The organism is Gloeomargarita sp., assembly GCF_053491055.1.
Genome location: NZ_JBRCEP010000035.1, coordinates 1 through 12952, shown reverse-complemented (window position 1 = coordinate 12952; position 12952 = coordinate 1). Strand labels below are relative to the sequence as shown.

Sequence of the window (12952 nt, the reverse complement as noted above, 5' to 3'; positions counted from 1 at the left end):
AGTTAGTGTCGCATTCTAAACCGAAATGACTATATAATACGACGACCTTACCCTGCTTGACTATATTGGTGACGAAACAATCACCTACCCTGGTGAACGACCCGGACGGTGCGCGCGTAAGTAAGCGGAACCTGGAGACTTGGTGGCAAGGAACCGTTTAGGGGCGTCTTAACCACGCCTTTGCGCGTCCGTTTGTGGACTGCGTCAGCATCCCCCGGCTTTAGGCGGTGGGCGTGTCAACTGGTATTTCCCTGCACCCTACATCAAAAAAATTTGCCCGCGTCTTATTTACGAACCCAAATCGGGCATAGGTTCCGGCGGCGTCAAAATCTGCCAACTCACCCCCACAAAACCGAGGATATACACCCCAATGGCAATGGCCGCAAACGCCGCCAGCGTCGCCCAAATCGGGTGGCCCCCCTTGGTTTTCTTTCCCTGCCGGGTTTCAATTTGCTCCACATCCAGCCAGGGCGTCGCGCCCCAACGCAACCACCCCTGCACTGCCACCGTTTTCCCGATAAATTGCACCGGATGGCGACTGCCCAACCACAGATGCCGCAAATAACTCGGCGCCGGTTGATAGTGCAAAGGAATCGTGCCGTTAGGAGTTGCCAACCACAAGTCCTGCCCCAGGGCATTATCCCAACTCAAACGCCCCAACAACTGCCCCTGCCAATACTGGGGTTGCCCATAGGCCGGGGAATACGACCCCACCGTCACCGCCGTCACCACCTCCGGTTCCGCCTCCGGGGGCATCCGGGGAATATCCGGGTAGAGAAAATTGATCCGCACCAAAGTACCACATCCCCAGCCAAACCAGGCCAAGGCCACCGCCACCCACCGATCCGGTTGCGCCAAAAACCACCCCATCAGCAGCCCGACCAACCAGCCCACCAACCAACCCACCCCCAACCCCAACCAGGGCGCCACATACAGGGCGTGCTGGCGCCAGGGCAAAGGTTCCCGCGTCCCCAGTGTCACCTCCGGCGGCACCTGCCACTGCTCGGCAATCCGCATCAAATACCCTAGCCGCGTGGTCACATCCGCCTGCGCCAAGGACAAATTCAACCAAGGCCAACGGGGCCGCAACACCTGCTCCCAAGGCACCTCCGGCGGCACCGTCCCCAAAAACACCCCCCAGCGGGGATGCACCGGCAACAACAATTCCCACAGGTCGTAAAGGTGAGGCAGACTGCCCCTCTCCTGCAACACCGCCGCCGTCGCCACATTCAACTTCAAAATCGCCCGCGCCAAGGCATTCGGGTCCGCGTAAAACTGCATCGCCCGCCGATCCGCATACAACGTAAATATCCGGGCAAACCCCAAACCCGCCCAGCGCCACCACCACCACAGCCCATAAAACAGCCAGGACAAGGTACCCGTCAGCCAGGCCACCCGCCGCCACCGTTCCCCCAACCGCGCCAAATGCAGATAAATTACGTAAGGAATTTGTAATAAAAACGTCAAACCAGAGAGCAACCCCAACCCCAAAAACAGTGCCGTCTGGCCCACCGGCAAACGCACCAGCAGCCGCCGACTCAACTCCTGGGCCACCACCGCCGCCAACTCCCGGTCATCCAGCACCGCTTGCGCCCCCGCCGTGAGCACCAACCACTGGGCACGGGGCAACCAGCCAAAACTCCACACCGCCGCCACCGGCGTATCGAGCCACCACACCCGCACCGCCGGCCAGCGCCGCTCCGTCGTAAATTGCTCCAGCAACCGCGCCGTTTCTGGAAATTGCTCCCGCAGCGCCGCCAAGGGCAAAGGCCGTCCCGCTCCCAACCGTCCCAAACTCCAGCGCAACCCCCAAGGTGCGACCGTCAAACTTGCCCCCAACAGCGCCAACGTCACCCCCACCGGCGGTTGCACCCAAGTGAAATAGCGAAAGACGGAAAACAACACCTGGCTTGCCAACTGTCCCAGCCAATAAAAACTGGTCAACACCAGAACATAAGCCAACACCAGCGTCCCCAACCCCAGCAACCACAGCGGCCAGGTGGGCGGGCGTTTCAAGGGCGTCCATTGCCGCGGACGGGGGGCATTACGCCAGCGCCGTTGCATCCGGGTTGATGGCTCAGGCACTTGGGGCGTGGTCGGTACCGTCCCTAAACCTTCTTGAGCTGATCCCTGCCCCTTTTCTCCTGATCCCCAATGTTTTCCCCCTACTTCCGAGGGGAGCGCCGATTCCTCCCCCGTTGGCCTGTCCTTGGGTGCTTCTGACGGTGGGTTGGCATCGCCCATGGTTATCCCCCCCATACCCATCTCCACCTTCAGTTTAGAAGGTAATGGTCAAATAGGGTTCTTGGAAGCGGGCGCTGGTAATCCCTTGCCCCTGCCATTCCTCAGGGAGGGTGATGTTGCGCCGTTGGTCCCCAGCTTCCACCGTTACCCCTGGCCCGTACTGGGTCAATTTCACCTGGGATTTCTGAAAACCCGGCAAAAACAGGCGAATTTGCTTGGCGGCCTTATCCACCACCACAGGGGGCGGCACGGGCACCACCTGGTCAAAATCCAACAACTCTGCCAGCGTCCCCACCGGCAAGGGGGCAAAGGCTGCCGCTACCTGCGTCGGTGTGCCATCGGTTACAAGCACCCCTTGCACCCGCACCTCCACCTGCTGGGCGCTCCCCCACCACCAACGGGCCAGCCGCACCGCCTCCGGGTGGGAACTGGTCACCAGATAGACCGCCAGGGCTTGGGGGTCGCGCACCAACGCCTGCCCCTGCTGTAACACCTCCTCCAGCCATTGTTGGGGTTGCTCCAGATTGGTCTGTTCCCAACCGCCCGTGAGCACCGCCCCCAACAGCGGCCCCAGAAACGGGGACACATTGCGGCTAAATTCGGAAGCGGCCAACACCTGGCGAAACCGCCGATAATACCAATCCGCCAGCAAGGGCATCCCGATCATGCGGAGGGTTTCCCGGTCGCTGGCACCCTCGTACACAATGACATCGTACTGGTTTTCCTGGCGGTACAGCCGCAGCGCATTCAAGGTCAACAGACTGTCCAACCCGGGAACGACCCCCAACTCCTGCCCATACACATCCCGAAAAAAAGGGGATTTGACGTAGCGCGCCTCTAAGGCCTTGAGTTCTTCCCAAAGTTGCTCAAGCAGAATCACAGATTGCAGTTGGACCGCGTCAATGCCAGGGCAAACCGTTTGCGGTTGTGGGGTCAGGGGCGTGCCCAAAGCCGCATCCAAAGCCGGACTGGGGCAGTGGGTAACGATGAGCACCCGCCGTTGCCGCTGGGCAAACCACTGGGCAACCGCCACCACCACCTTGGCCCGTTCGCCGCTGCCCAACCAGGTAATGATGCGGGTCATCCGTTGAGTTGGAACGCCGGTTCGAGTTCTTCCGGGAAAAACCAGGTTTGACTTTGGTCACTAAAGCGCACGACCAGGCCGATGCCTTTACCATCTACGACCCGCATATCGGTCACAACCCCCACCTGACCCAGTTTTTTGCTGACTTCCGGGCCAACCCGGTCTTTCAAACAGCACACCCGCACCTGTTGCCCGACATACATTTCTGCCGCCATACACCTTTACCCTGATGAACCCATGCTCAGTTTAGCGAGTTGTGGGGCAATTTTGTTAGATTTGAGGGTGTTTGTTTGTCTGCAAGCGATGACCCCGCCCCCCACCCGCCTGCTTTTTGTCTGTATGGGCAATATCTGCCGTTCCCCGGCAGCCGAAGGCATCATGAACCATCTGCTCCGGCGGGAAGGCTTGCAGGACCAGTACCTGTGTGATTCGGCAGGCACGATCGGCTACCACGAGGGCAGTCCCCCGGACGAACGGATGCGCCTGGCTGCCCAAAAACGGGGCATCGTCCTTAGCGGTCGGGCGCGGCAATTTACCCCAGCCGACTTTACCCGCTTCGACCTGATCCTGACGATGGACCGGCAAAACTATTGGGATGTTTTGGCGCTGGACCGGGAGAATCGCTATCGGCACAAAGTAAAGATGATGTGTGACTTTTGCCGCCGTTATCCCCACCGGGAAGTGCCCGACCCTTACTACGGGGGGCCAGAGGGGTTTGAATTGGTTTTGGATTTGCTCACAGACGCCTGCGAGGGCCTATTGATGGCCTTGCGGCAACAGCCTACGCAAACGCTTTAGCTCGTGGGGGTACGGGGGTGGATAAGCCCCGCAACCTGCAAGGTCAGTGTCGGGATACCCCGCAAGGAGGTGTTGCAAGGATGGTGGTTATACACAACGGCGTTGCCGGAATCTGGTATAGCCAGGCGGTGGGACATCCCGTGTCTGCTTGTGGAGGGGCTATAAGACCCTGAGGAAGCGAGAAGCCCGTCCTCTAGGCGTTAGTATGAGGGTCGGGAGTATGTCACGTGGTATATTCGGCGTTGATCCGCACGTAGTCGTAGCTTAGGTCGCAGCCCCAGGCGTAACCTACCCCCGGCCCCTGCCCCACCTGAATGTGAATCACCACCGGGTCCGAGTGCAGGTAGGCTCTGCCGGCCTCGCGGTCAAAAGGCAGGGGTTGGCCGCCCCGCATCAGGGGAATCGGGCCCAGGTCAATGGCCAGGTCCTCCGGGTGAAAGGGCACGCCTGCCCGTCCGACCGCGGCGGCGATACGTCCCCAGTTGGGGTCCCGGCCAAACACCGCCGCTTTCACCAGCAGGGAACCGCTCACGGTGCGGGCAATGGTGCGGGCCGCCGCATCCGTGTCTGTACCCCGCACGCAGACCTCGATGAGACAGGTGGCGCCTTCCCCATCCCGAGCGACTTTTTTGGCCAATTGGGTACAGGCTTCGGTCAGCATGGCCGCCAGGGTGGCTGCCGCCGGGTCCTCAGGTTGAATGGGGGGGCCTCCTGCTGCGCCATTGGCCAGGGCCAGGCACATATCGTTGGTGCTGGTGTCCCCATCCACCGTGATTTGGTTAAAACTGACCGCCACCGCCTCCTGCACCAAACGTCGCCACAGGGGGGCTGCCACCGGTGCATCGCAGGTGAGAAAGGCCAACAGAGTCGCCATATTGGGATGAATCATGCCCGAACCCTTGGCTATTCCCCCGACGCGAATGGGGGGATGCAGCCCCGTACTTTCCAGGGCAACGGTTTTGGGCACCAAATCCGTCGTGAGAATCCCCTGCGCCGCCAAATCGCCCCCTTCTTGCGTGGTCACGGCCAACAACGCCGGAATTGCCCCCAGCAATTTCTCCATCGGGATCAAACGGCCAATCACGCCCGTCGAAGCCACCAACACCTCGTGGGCAGCAATCCCCAACGCCTGGGCAAAAGCGGCGGCAGTTGTACAGACATCCTGCCAACCCTGGGGACCGGTCGCGGCATTGGCTTGCCCGGCATTGCAGACAATTGCCCGCACGGGTTGACCTGTCTGGAGTTGTTGCTGACAGTAGGTGACGCAGGCCGCCCGCATCTGAGAAGTGGTAAACGCCCCTGCCGCCACCGCCGGCGTTTCCGAATAAATCAGGGTCAAATCCAAAGCCCCCGACGGTTTTAGCCCTGCCCGCACTGCCCCTGCCCGATACCCTTGGGGCGCCGTCACCCCACCCGGAATCGCTCGCCACATAACCGCCTCGTTCACCCCCGTAGCCAGGAATTGATGTTATTTTTTTGTCGCAACCACAAATCCCATCAATTATAGGGCAAATGTTTTGCTTGTGACGGCACAGGGTTACCGGGGTATAAATCGCCAAAATCACTCAAAATCACTTTTGTCATTAGTCTTTCTTGAGGTCATAGGCCCCTGATGTTTAACCCCTAGGAAGTTATAGTTTTGGGTAAGGAGCACGAATCATGATTCCGCTGGCCAATTCACAGCACTCGTTAGGGAATACCGTTGCCAACTTTTGGGCTACCCATTCTTGGATGCGACCACCCTAAAAGAAGAGTTCCTACTGCTTAACCCACCCCTTGGGGCGGTCGTAGGGATTCTATTGGTTCCTATTGATCCCTCTATCGATCTGCTGTATGTTACGCAGGCTAATTGACTTTTTTTGCCAATAAAACCCGCAACCTCTGCCGGATTCACACCGGTATGTAATGATTCTTAGTGATGTGTGGGGAACCCGGATTGCTACATTAGAAATCGCTGTTTATGGAGTTCTGGAACGCTTATGGCTATTCCCGGATTGCCCCCTGCCGATTCCCGCCTACGGGTGCGTACCTTTCTCCAACAACTTCAGGACGATATTTGCCGGGAACTGGAGGCGACAGATGGCAAAGGAACCTTCCGCGAAGACCACTGGGAACGGCCAGAGGGCGGTGGGGGTCGCTCCCGCGTGATGGAGGGGGGCGCGCTGCTGGAACGGGGCGGCGTGAATTTTTCCGAGGTGTGGGGGAAACAACTGCCGCCTGCCATTGTGGAACAACGCCCAGAGGCCAAAGGCCATGAATTCTACGCGACCGGCACGTCGTTGGTGCTCCATCCCCGTAATCCCTACGTGCCAACCGTGCATTTGAATTACCGCTATTTTGAGGCAGGGCCGGTGTGGTGGTTTGGCGGGGGCGCGGATTTAACCCCCTACTATCCGTTTCGGGAGGATGCGGTGCATTTTCACCAAACCCATAAAACGGCTTTGGATGCCCATCACCCGGAGTATTACCCGGTGTTCAAACGCTGGTGCGACGAGTATTTTTACCTCAAACATCGCCAGGAAATGCGGGGCGTCGGGGGCATTTTTTTCGATTACCAAGACGGGGTGGGGTTGCTCTATCGCGGCAACAATTCCCAGGGGAATGCCGCCATTTACAGCAATAAAATCGGGGAGTTGCCGCCCCGGAGTTGGGAAGAGGTGTTTGCCATGGTGCAAAGTTGCGCCCAGGCGTTTTTACCCGCCTATTTGCCGATTGCCGAACGGCGGCGGGGCATCCCCTATGGGGAACGGGAACGGCAATTTCAACTCTATCGCCGGGGGCGGTATGTGGAATTTAATTTGATCTACGACCGGGGGACGATTTTTGGGCTACAAACCAACGGGCGCACCGAATCAATTTTGATGTCCCTGCCGCCTTTGTGCCGTTGGGAGTACTGCTACACGCCCGAACCGGGCAGTCCCGAGGCCGCCCTCACCGAGGAATTCCTCAAACCCCAGGACTGGCTGGCTCAGGCGTAGCGAATCCCCGCCTGGCGCATCCGTTCGATAGCCAGTTGCAGCCGTTCTTCGGGTACGGTGAGGGCAATGCGGAAAAACCCTTCCCCGGCAGCCCCGTACCCCACCCCCGGCGGCACAATAATGCCACATTTTTCCAGCAACAGGGTGGCAAATTCGGTAGAGGTATAGCCCTGGGGAACCGGCGCCCACACGTACAACGTGGCCTTGGGCGGGACCAGCGGCCAACCCAAGGACTGCAACCCCCAGACGAGCACATCCCGCCGCCGTTGGTACACCTGCATCAGTTCCTGCAACGCCGCCTCGCTCGTTTCAAAGGCCGCCATGGCCGCCCGTTGAATCGCCTTGAACACCCCGGAATCCACGTTGGTTTTCACCTGCCCCAACCCCTGAATTCCCAGGGCCGCCCCGCAGACAAACCCCACCCGCCAGCCGGTCATGTTGTAGGACTTGGACAGACTGTGAAATTCAATCGCCACCTCTTTGGCGCCGGGCACTTCCAGGACACTGGGCGGTTTGTAGCCGTCGTAGGCCATCTCCGAATAGGCGTGGTCGTGGCATAGGAGAATGTCGTACTGGCGGCAAAACGCCACCGCTTCGGCAAAAAACTCCCGGCTGGCTATCGCCCCCGTGGGATTGTTGGGGTAATTGAGCCACAGCAATTTCGCCCGTCGCGCCACCTCGGTAGGAATGGCCGTCAAATCCGGCAAAAAGCCCCGCTCTGGGCGCAACGGCATCATCCAGGCCTGCCCCCCCGCAAAAATGGTCGAAGTCCGGTACACCGGATAGGCCGGGTCGGGAATGAGCACGTAATCCCCCGCCTCCACAAACGCCAAAAACGTGTTGTGAATCGCCTCTTTGGAACCAATCGAGGACAAGACTTCCCGCTGCGGGTCAACCGTCACCCCAAACCGCCGGTACATCCAAGCTGCCGCCGCCTGCCGGTACTCCTTCGTCCCCTGGTAGGGCGGGTAATTGTGGGTACTGGGGTCGTCAATCGCCGCGTGCATGGCTTGCACCACATGGGCAGGCGTGGGTTGGTCCGGGTCGCCAATGCCCATATTGATCACATCCACCCCTTGCGCCACCAACGCATCCCGCTTGCGGTCAATTTCCGCAAATAGATACGGGGGAATCTGCTGCAAACGACTGGCCAATTGCATAGGGGCGGCTCCAAAAACTGTTTTTTTATGATAAAGCCTAGGGCGACCTTGAGCACCCCAGGCCGACGACTCCCAAACCCCACCAGTAGCAGCAAATTACACCGTAATCACTTGGTCAGGCTGATTGTTGCCCAAAGCGGCGTATAAGTCGGGGAAACAGCCGACCGTCACCCCGGCAACCACATTTTTGGGCACACATTTGGCCGGCTCTGTGCGCCCCTGCCCCTGGGCATCACACCAGCGCGGCTCCCCTTCGGCCAAATTCCGTTCCAAGGCACACATATCACACATCATCAGCAAAATGTTCTGCGCCTGGGCCACCCGCGCCAACCGCTCGCCAATCGGGTCCCCCTGCCGCAACACAAAACAATTGTCATCGAAGAAAAACATCCCCACCACCGTCGCCCCATGCACCCCCGCCTCCAACTGCGGCAGGATCATCTGCCCCAACTTGTACGTGCCCCCGCGGGGATGGGCAAAAACATAAGCCACCTTCATGCTGCCTCTCCTTCTTAAGAAGGATTTTTATTCTCATAGTAACAGGGGGGCGACCGGTTCACCCCCCAGGAGGTGGTTAAGCGTGCAAATGGGCCTCCAAGAACCAGAGCCGTTTGTCCACCGTGCGGGAAATCTCGGTGAACAAATCCGCCGTATCCGCATCGCCCAGGTTCGCCGTCTGGTCAATCGCCTGTCGGACAGAGCGCGCGTATTGGGCATAGCGGTCTGCCAGCGCCACCAGATGCTCGTGCCCTCTGACTGCCGTCTGGGGATATTCGGGCAACTGGGACGCCTGCGCCACCATCCGCACCGTGCCCTGGGCCACCCCGGCCAAGGCCGTTACCCGTTCTGCTAGCTCGTCCACATAGCCCAACAATTCCCCTGCCATCGCATCAAACATCTCGTGCAGGGCATAAAAATCCGACCCTTTCACGTTCCAATGGGCCTGTTTGGTCTGGCTATACAGGTCAAAGGTATCGGCCAAAGCCTGATTCAAAATGGCAATCACCTGCGCCCGCACCTCGGCAGCCAAATCCAAACGCGTCGGGTAAAGCGTAGCTTGCGTTGGCATCGTCGGAACCCTCCCAAAAACAACCACAAAAACTGAAAACCCTACCCCGCTAGGCCAAGTGCAACCGCAACACCGCAGGCGTTGCCCGCCGCACCCGACACCGAATGGTAGGACACCCCAACCGGCGCATCGCCTCAAACCGATGACAGCCGGAAAACCCGTAGTAAACCCCCTCCACCTCCAACACCTCAATCGGCTCCAACTGCCCCACCGCCGCAATCGAAGCCATCAACTGCGCCACCTTCTCCGGGTCGGTCTGCCGCGGTAAAGGCCGCCGAATCGCCGCCAACGGTAACTCCATCACGCGCATCGTCCACCTGCTGAATCCCTCCTGTTCTAAATCATACTCATAACGACTACGAGTTGACAAGGAATGGGTGCAGATGGGGGACCTGGGGTGGTCAGGGTAAACGGTCAAGAACCCGTTGGCGGTAGGTTTGGGGGTCGGTACCGGTGCCAGAGGCCTGGGCAGGGAGGTGTTGTCGGAGGGCCAGCAGGCGGGTTTGGGGAGCGGGGTGGGTACTAAGAAAGGCGGGTGGGCTGCCTTGGCTTTGGAGTTTGGTCAAAAATTCCAGCAAGCCGCGGGGGTCATAGCCGGTGCGGAGGAGGTAATTGAGGCTACCGCGGTCGGCTGCCAATTCCTGTTCTCGGCTGCGGGGACGCCGCAACGCCAATTCCACCACCAGCGCATTCAGGCGACTGCCATCGGTGCCCAACAGCGTGCTGAGCCCCTGGGCGACCGCCAACTCTTGCCACTGGCGCACCAGGTGTCGCTGGGCAACATGGGCGATTTCGTGTCCCAGGACGCCTGCCAACTGCGCCTCGTTTGCGACAGTTTTGAGCAACCCTGTCGTCACATAGACAAATCCGCCCATCGTGGCAAAGGCATTCACCTGGGGGCTGCGGACCACCGTAAATTCGTAGGGCAAATGGGGGCGTTCACTCACGGCGACCAGCCGTTGGCCGATTTCGGTCACATAGCGTTGCACTTCCGGGTCCGCGTGCGCCACAAATTCCCGCGCCAACAAGTGTTGGTGGATCTGCTGTCCCAGGTGTACCTCCTGCCGGTCAGAAAGCTGGCTCCATTGGAGAATTTCCAAACCCCGTTGGAGCAGTACCGGCCAAGGAATGCCCTGGCGTTGCGCCTGTGCCGGGGTGACGACCAAGACCAGACTGAGCACAAAGACGGAAACCAGCACACGCCAGCGTTTTCCCCCAAGCTGGCGGCGCCAACTTGAAGCAGTGTTTGTAGCCATAACATCCGTACCCTAGCGATGCCCCTGCCCTCATTCAATCATCAAGAATCATCAAAAAAAATTAAAAGTTAACGCATGCAACCCTGTTGTTTTGCAAAACCCAACCTGATTTCCGCGCGTTTAGTTGTACAATCATGGCATCCTCTTGACCCCAACGGCAACGTATGGCTTCCCCTTCCGTCGTGCGAGTTCCCCCCGTCCAGGAATTGGTCTGGGGTTTTGTCATTCAAGGGTTGGTGGGTAGTGGTATGCTCATGGCGCTGGTGCGCTTGCTGCCTTACTACCAGCAACAACAACAGCGGCATCACCTTCTCCAAACCGAGATAGAACGTACGGAGATACAGGTGCGGGAGTTACAAACCGAATTTCAGCGCACCTTTGACCCGCACCAGCAGCCCCGGTTGATCCAAAAAGCCACCCAACGGCTGCAGCCCCACCAGCGGCAGGTTATTTGGGTAAAACCCCGTTGACGCCGATGCTACCGCCCCTTCCCGCCGATATTTCTCCCCAGGCGTATGTGGTTTTGGGACTGGCCCATTGCTTTTGGCAGACCGAAGACGGCCTGACCGAATTGCAGATCGTAGAACCCATTCCCACCGCTGCCCTGCACACCCTGTACCAAGGCGTTCCCACCTCCTATGCCGTCCTGCGGGCCACCACCCTCGGCGCAGCGGCGCAGGTCATGCGGGAGCATTTTCCCCAGGCCCAACCCTGCCAGGATTTTTGGGAACGGGCCATTGCCGCCGCCCGTACCTACCAACGGGATGAACGCGCCCGCGCCTACCTCCCCCTTGGCCACGAATACCGCCATTTGCATTTCAGCCTCGAGCGCAAACGGGTCTTAAACAGCCGTCGTACCGTGCGAGATAGCGACAACATTCGACAACACCCCCACACCCACCGCCAGCTTTAGGGAGCTACCCCCCGGCGAGAAAGCACCAACTTCCCATCGCCTTGGGGAGTTATCTATGGCGGTCATCCCTTGAGCCTTTATTTTGCGTCAGCGCCTTTACGGGAACTGACTTGGCTGAGGCGAATTTGTTTACGTCCCAGGATAATTGCAAATTCATCGCCGGGTTGTAAATTCATCTGTTTGGTGTAGGCAGCTCCAATGAGGAGATTGCCATTGGATTGTACCCGTATGCGGTAGCTGGCTTCCCGGCCACCCCGTGAGCGTTTGGGTTTGCGCCCTTTGCTGTCGAGGTCAATCCCGTGGGCCTCGATGAGGGCATTGCGGAACTTGAGAATATTGACCCGTTCCCTTCCTTTTTTGGTCACGGTGTAATAACCACACGCTCTGGCCTTTTCTTTATCGCTGAGGTGACCCAGTTCGGCAAACTTCGCCAACAGAGCCGCCCCGGTTAATGGTTCGGTTGGCACAACTTTATCCGGCATATCTGGATGGGGGTCAATTGGATGACTTTATCATAAATCTTGGGGTGACAAATTGGGACAAATATGGCCGTATCAACTATCAATATCTCGCGGCTGCGCCCGGTCGGCCCCTGGCACGCTAGGCAAAATCGCGGTCACAGCGTTATGATGGTTATGATCTAAGACACACATTTTTAGGAGGTTCGGCGTTCGCATGACGCAGGTAGTTTTAGGCGAGAATGAGAGCATTGAGTCGGCTCTGCGCCGCTTCAAACGGCAGGTTTCCAAAGCCGGGATTTTGGCCACGGTCAAGCACCGGCAGTACTTTGAGACCCCCCAGGAAAAGCGCAAACGCAAGGCCAAAAACGCCCGCCGCAAACGCCGTTACCGTTGACCTGATTGGGGGTTGCGTCCCCAGGGCAAGTTTTCCCATCGCCTTTCAGGTTGGCCGTCGGGGCGTATGACCTCGGCTCAGGGCGCCCCTCTGGGTAACCTGCCGGTCGTCGTCCCCGCAACTAGAACAATTTACCTCTGGCTGTCAGGGGATAAAGGCGCACGACGGATAACAACATTGCCCACAGCGTCTGGATTTCTGGGACTTTTACTTCCCGCCATTGATACGGCTGGCAGTACAAATGAGTAATTAACGAACGCAGGCTTGCCATATCCAAATGGGTAAATTTGAGACCCAGTTTAACCTTGGTACGCTCACAGCGCCTGTGAACCAATTCCACCGTTAAACCAATCCCGGCAAGGGGGCTAGGCGAAATAAATTCTAATTTACCAGTGGCGAAATGATCATAGGGAAAATACTCAACAACCACTAAGGCGCCACCCTCAGAAATATCCATCGTCGTACCCAGAAAGACCTCATCCCGGACGATTAACCGGCAAGGCTCTCGGCGGGGAAAACGGACATAGGCTCTTTGGGGTACATCAATAGCCGACATAACACAAATCATCAATAGGATACAGTTGTAAGTCACCCA

Annotated in this window: 16 protein-coding genes; 5 read left to right on the top strand and 11 right to left on the bottom strand. The window is 58.6% G+C overall.

Going from position 1 to position 12952, the window contains the following annotated elements; genetic code table 11:
* Positions 1-288 precede the first annotated feature (288 nt).
* From ACWISF_RS03785 to petP, 3 genes are read right to left on the bottom strand one after another with little or no spacing between them, the layout of a single operon-like run.
* Positions 289-2259, bottom strand: coding sequence for a hypothetical protein (locus ACWISF_RS03785; RefSeq protein WP_448380260.1), 1971 nt, complete (start codon positions 2257-2259; stop codon positions 289-291).
* A gap of 19 nt (positions 2260-2278) precedes the next feature.
* On the bottom strand, positions 2279-3328 hold the full coding sequence (locus ACWISF_RS03780; RefSeq protein ID WP_448380259.1) for a Get3/ArsA fold putative tail anchor-mediating ATPase NosAFP: 1050 nt from the start codon (positions 3326-3328) through the stop codon (positions 2279-2281).
* Positions 3325-3543 carry a cytochrome b6f subunit PetP gene (gene petP / locus ACWISF_RS03775; protein ID WP_448380258.1) on the bottom strand — a complete coding sequence of 73 codons (219 nt, stop codon included), beginning with the start codon at positions 3541-3543 and terminating at the stop codon, positions 3325-3327. The genes ACWISF_RS03780 and petP overlap by 4 nt, the downstream gene beginning before the upstream one ends.
* 88 nt (positions 3544-3631) lie before the next feature.
* Here petP and ACWISF_RS03770 point away from each other — a divergent pair, with 88 nt between their 5' ends.
* Entirely contained in the window at positions 3632-4126 is a 495-nt protein-coding gene (locus tag ACWISF_RS03770; RefSeq protein WP_448380257.1) for a low molecular weight protein-tyrosine-phosphatase, read from the top strand.
* Between the two features lie 223 nt (positions 4127-4349).
* Here the strand turns inward: ACWISF_RS03770 and argJ are convergent, their stop codons facing one another.
* Positions 4350-5558 carry a bifunctional glutamate N-acetyltransferase/amino-acid acetyltransferase ArgJ gene (gene argJ / locus ACWISF_RS03765; protein WP_448380256.1) on the bottom strand — a complete coding sequence of 403 codons (1209 nt, stop codon included), beginning with the start codon at positions 5556-5558 and terminating at the stop codon, positions 4350-4352.
* Positions 5559-6105: 547 nt separating this feature from the next.
* Between argJ and hemF the strand changes: the two genes are divergently transcribed.
* Positions 6106-7104, top strand: coding sequence for an oxygen-dependent coproporphyrinogen oxidase (gene hemF / locus ACWISF_RS03760; RefSeq protein ID WP_448380255.1), 999 nt, complete (start codon positions 6106-6108; stop codon positions 7102-7104).
* Here the strand turns inward: hemF and ACWISF_RS03755 are convergent.
* The 5 genes from ACWISF_RS03755 to ACWISF_RS03735 form a co-directional block, all read right to left on the bottom strand.
* The gene (locus tag ACWISF_RS03755) at positions 7095-8264 is read right to left on the bottom strand and encodes an LL-diaminopimelate aminotransferase (protein WP_448380254.1); all 1170 of its coding nucleotides are present in this window, start codon (positions 8262-8264) and stop codon (positions 7095-7097) included. The genes hemF and ACWISF_RS03755 overlap by 10 nt on opposite strands.
* Before the next feature lie 96 nt (positions 8265-8360).
* Positions 8361-8762, bottom strand: a complete 402-nt coding sequence (locus ACWISF_RS03750; RefSeq protein WP_448380253.1) for a SaoD/DsrE family protein — start codon at positions 8760-8762, stop codon at positions 8361-8363.
* Positions 8763-8838: 76 nt separating this feature from the next.
* Complete coding sequence (dps, locus tag ACWISF_RS03745; protein ID WP_448380252.1) at positions 8839-9333, bottom strand: DNA starvation/stationary phase protection protein Dps; 495 nt, start codon at positions 9331-9333, stop codon at positions 8839-8841.
* Between the two features lie 49 nt (positions 9334-9382).
* Positions 9383-9643 (bottom strand): chromosome partitioning protein ParB, encoded by a 261-nt coding sequence (locus ACWISF_RS03740; RefSeq protein WP_448380251.1) that lies wholly within the window; start codon positions 9641-9643, stop codon positions 9383-9385.
* Between the two features lie 91 nt (positions 9644-9734).
* On the bottom strand, positions 9735-10532 hold the full coding sequence (locus ACWISF_RS03735) for a M48 family metallopeptidase (RefSeq protein ID WP_448380250.1): 798 nt from the start codon (positions 10530-10532) through the stop codon (positions 9735-9737).
* A 221-nt stretch (positions 10533-10753) separates the two neighbouring features.
* Here ACWISF_RS03735 and ACWISF_RS03730 point away from each other — a divergent pair, with 221 nt between their 5' ends.
* Positions 10754-11059 carry a slr1601 family putative cell division protein gene (locus ACWISF_RS03730; protein WP_448380249.1) on the top strand — a complete coding sequence of 102 codons (306 nt, stop codon included), beginning with the start codon at positions 10754-10756 and terminating at the stop codon, positions 11057-11059.
* Positions 11060-11064: 5 nt separating this feature from the next.
* Positions 11065-11502 (top strand): hypothetical protein, encoded by a 438-nt coding sequence (locus ACWISF_RS03725; protein ID WP_448380248.1) that lies wholly within the window; start codon positions 11065-11067, stop codon positions 11500-11502.
* A 77-nt stretch (positions 11503-11579) separates the two neighbouring features.
* Here ACWISF_RS03725 and ACWISF_RS03720 read toward each other — a convergent pair whose 3' ends face one another.
* Positions 11580-11984, bottom strand: coding sequence for an AbrB family transcriptional regulator (locus tag ACWISF_RS03720; protein ID WP_448380247.1), 405 nt, complete (start codon positions 11982-11984; stop codon positions 11580-11582).
* 193 nt (positions 11985-12177) lie between these two features.
* Here ACWISF_RS03720 and rpsU point away from each other — a divergent pair, with 193 nt between their 5' ends.
* Positions 12178-12357, top strand: coding sequence for a 30S ribosomal protein S21 (gene rpsU, locus ACWISF_RS03715; protein WP_448380246.1), 180 nt, complete (start codon positions 12178-12180; stop codon positions 12355-12357).
* Positions 12358-12478: 121 nt separating this feature from the next.
* Here rpsU and ACWISF_RS03710 read toward each other — a convergent pair.
* Positions 12479-12952, bottom strand: a 474-nt coding sequence (locus ACWISF_RS03710; RefSeq protein WP_448380245.1) for a PilZ domain-containing protein, incomplete at its 5' end; no start/stop codon positions are given.

Excerpts from the sequence above, each read along its gene's own strand:
- ACWISF_RS03785 (WP_448380260.1), bottom strand. The coding sequence starts at position 2,259 with ATGGGGGGGATAACCATGGGCGATGCCAACCCACCGTCAGAAGCACCC.
- ACWISF_RS03780 (WP_448380259.1), bottom strand. The coding sequence starts at position 3,328 with ATGACCCGCATCATTACCTGGTTGGGCAGCGGCGAACGGGCCAAGGTG.
- petP (WP_448380258.1), bottom strand. The coding sequence starts at position 3,543 with ATGGCGGCAGAAATGTATGTCGGGCAACAGGTGCGGGTGTGCTGTTTG.
- ACWISF_RS03770 (WP_448380257.1), top strand. The coding sequence starts at position 3,632 with ATGACCCCGCCCCCCACCCGCCTGCTTTTTGTCTGTATGGGCAATATC.
- argJ (WP_448380256.1), bottom strand. The coding sequence starts at position 5,558 with ATGTGGCGAGCGATTCCGGGTGGGGTGACGGCGCCCCAAGGGTATCGG.
- hemF (WP_448380255.1), top strand. The coding sequence starts at position 6,106 with ATGGCTATTCCCGGATTGCCCCCTGCCGATTCCCGCCTACGGGTGCGT.
- ACWISF_RS03755 (WP_448380254.1), bottom strand. The coding sequence starts at position 8,264 with ATGCAATTGGCCAGTCGTTTGCAGCAGATTCCCCCGTATCTATTTGCG.
- ACWISF_RS03750 (WP_448380253.1), bottom strand. The coding sequence starts at position 8,762 with ATGAAGGTGGCTTATGTTTTTGCCCATCCCCGCGGGGGCACGTACAAG.
- dps (WP_448380252.1), bottom strand. The coding sequence starts at position 9,333 with ATGCCAACGCAAGCTACGCTTTACCCGACGCGTTTGGATTTGGCTGCC.
- ACWISF_RS03740 (WP_448380251.1), bottom strand. The coding sequence starts at position 9,643 with ATGCGCGTGATGGAGTTACCGTTGGCGGCGATTCGGCGGCCTTTACCG.
- ACWISF_RS03730 (WP_448380249.1), top strand. The coding sequence starts at position 10,754 with ATGGCTTCCCCTTCCGTCGTGCGAGTTCCCCCCGTCCAGGAATTGGTC.
- ACWISF_RS03725 (WP_448380248.1), top strand. The coding sequence starts at position 11,065 with ATGCTACCGCCCCTTCCCGCCGATATTTCTCCCCAGGCGTATGTGGTT.
- ACWISF_RS03720 (WP_448380247.1), bottom strand. The coding sequence starts at position 11,984 with ATGCCGGATAAAGTTGTGCCAACCGAACCATTAACCGGGGCGGCTCTG.
- rpsU (WP_448380246.1), top strand. The coding sequence starts at position 12,178 with ATGACGCAGGTAGTTTTAGGCGAGAATGAGAGCATTGAGTCGGCTCTG.